Source organism: Gilliamella sp. HK2 (genome assembly GCF_001690265.1).
GTDB lineage: Bacteria > Pseudomonadota > Gammaproteobacteria > Enterobacterales > Orbaceae > Gilliamella > Gilliamella apicola_C.
Genome location: NZ_LZGV01000096.1, coordinates 1 through 2,320, shown reverse-complemented (window position 1 = coordinate 2,320; position 2,320 = coordinate 1). Strand labels below are relative to the sequence as shown.

Genomic DNA, 2,320 nt, shown 5'->3' with positions numbered 1-2,320 from the left:
GTGGTATTAGGCTCACATACCACACACTCTAGACGATAACTTCTAACCGTTCCGCCACTAGAAAGAGGAACTGATACTGAGGTCATACACCCTTGAATATCTGCCCAATTAAACTCTTTAACGGTTATCTCTTTGGCTCTAAAGGGCGAGCGAGTAAAGGTAGCCCATGTTCCAAAATATAAAAGAGAATGATCATAAATATAAACTTTACCTGTTTTACGGTTTAAACGTATGGGGCAATCCTCGGGGGCAAACAGTATATTTAGCAAGAATTGAAAAAGAAAATAAGCAATAAATAATACCAATAAACTAGCTGATATTGTTATTATTCTATCATCACTTACTGTAATAATAACGAAAACTCCCATATATAAAATCCATAATGATAATAAAACAAGAATTGAGGAAATAAATGCTGTAATCCCACGAGCAAAATACCCCCCTCCTAAACGTCGTGAAAATTCACAATAATCATCATTAGCATAACGTAATTTTTTATTATTACTTAAATGTAATTGCGTTGTATAAACCCCTTTATATAAATCCTCGCGCCACGCGGAAACTTGCGGTTGGTATTTTGATGGCATTATTTATTTCCTAGCTTTTTATATTTGGCATCTATTTGTTGATATTCTTCAAGCGAGCTAGCTTTGGATTTTTTGTCGATTTCTTCTGGCCAGTTGACTTTGATTGGCCAAGTAAAGTCTTCTTCTGGCATAAATTCGGCATCCAAATTTTTATCAGAAAACGCCATATAGCTATTTATCCACATCCATTCCTCATAACCTAAACTGCTATTTGATGATAATACAAAGTGCTCAACTATTTGAGTGGTATTCGGTTTACAAACTATACATTCTAAGCGATAATGCCTTACAGTTCCTCCGTTAGTTGTAGATGTCGATACTGAGCACATTACCCCTTGAATATCCATCCAATCAAATTCTTTAACAATGACTTTTTTTATTTTAAAAGGTGAGTATTTTAAAGCTCTCCAAGATCCCAAATGCATGATAATGTGTTCATAAATATAAACCTTACCTGTTTTACGATTAAAACGAATGGGACAATCTTCAGGGGCAAATAAACTACATAAAAATATTTGTATGAAAAAATAACTAATTAGTATAAATATACATTCTACAAAAATAGATAATAACCTGATTTCATCGACATAGATGATGGCATAAATAGCACAAAAAGCTGAACAAATAAAAAGTAAACATGTAAAAAACATCACAATCACTATAAACCACCGAAGATACCCCCTCATTCCGTTTGGGAGTCTTGAAAGCTCACAGTAATCATCATTAGCATAACGCAATTTTTTATTATTACTTAAATGTAATTGCGTTGTATAAACCCCTTTGTATAAATCTTCGCGCCATGCGGAAACTTGCGGTTGATACTTTGATGGCATTATTTATTTCCTAACTTTTTATATTCGGCATCTATTTGTTGATATTCTTCAAGCGAGCTGGCTTTGGATTTTTTGTCGATTTCTTCTGGCCAGTTGACTTTGATTGGCCAAGTAAAGTCTTCTTCTGGCATAAATTCGGCATCCAAATTTTTATCAGAAAAAGCCATATAGCTATTTATCCACATCCATTCCTCATAACCTAAACTGGTATCAGCAGCCAACAGAAAATGGTCAATCACTTTAGTAGTATTAGGCTCACATACCACACATTCTAGACGATAGCTTCTAGCCATTCCGCCACTGCCCGTCGGTACCGATACTGAGGTCATACACCCTTGAATATCTGCCCAATTAAACTCTTTAACGGTTATCTCTTTAGCTCTAAAGGGCGAGCGAGTAAAGGTAGCCCATGATCCGAGATATAAGATGAAATGCTCATAAAGATAGATTTTCCCTGTTCTACGATTTAAGCGTATTGGACAATCTTCTGGCATGAATAAAATTGTTAGAAATATTTGAAGTACAACAAAGCTAATAAAAATCAAACTAATCCCTAAAAAAACAAATAAAATATCCATTTCCCTTAACTGCATGATATTAATACTAGAAAAATTTACAAATACTCCAAATATTGTAAGTAGTAACGAGAAAAATGATATAAAAATTAAAAAGAAACGGAGAATTACACCAATTCCATTTGGGCGTCTTGAAAACTCACAATAATCATCATTAGCATAACGTAATTTTTTATTATTAGTTAAAGGCAATTGCGTTGTATAAACCCCTTTATATAAATCCTCGCGCCATGCGGAAACTTGCGGTTGGTACTTTGATGGCATTATTTATTTCCTAACTTTTTATATTCGGCATCTATTTGTTGATATTCTTCAAGCGAGCTGG

The 2,320-nt window shown here is 34.1% G+C and carries 3 protein-coding genes; all 3 read right to left on the bottom strand.

Annotated features, from left to right (window positions below; all coding sequences use genetic code 11):
- A partial coding sequence (locus A9G45_RS11360; RefSeq protein ID WP_176701818.1) for a DUF6708 domain-containing protein occupies window positions 1-587 on the bottom strand: 587 nt, incomplete at its 3' end.
- On the bottom strand, window positions 587-1,420 hold the full coding sequence (locus A9G45_RS11355; RefSeq protein ID WP_065572412.1) for a DUF6708 domain-containing protein: 834 nt from the start codon (window positions 1,418-1,420) through the stop codon (window positions 587-589). The genes A9G45_RS11360 and A9G45_RS11355, both read right to left, overlap by 1 nt.
- Complete coding sequence (locus A9G45_RS11350) at window positions 1,420-2,259, bottom strand: DUF6708 domain-containing protein (protein WP_065572411.1); 840 nt, start codon at window positions 2,257-2,259, stop codon at window positions 1,420-1,422. The genes A9G45_RS11355 and A9G45_RS11350 overlap by 1 nt, the downstream gene beginning before the upstream one ends.
- Between the last annotated feature and the right edge of the window lie 61 nt (window positions 2,260-2,320).

Excerpts from the sequence above, each read along its gene's own strand:
- A9G45_RS11350 (WP_065572411.1), bottom strand. The coding sequence starts at position 2,259 with ATGCCATCAAAGTACCAACCGCAAGTTTCCGCATGGCGCGAGGATTTA.
- A9G45_RS11355 (WP_065572412.1), bottom strand. The coding sequence starts at position 1,420 with ATGCCATCAAAGTATCAACCGCAAGTTTCCGCATGGCGCGAAGATTTA.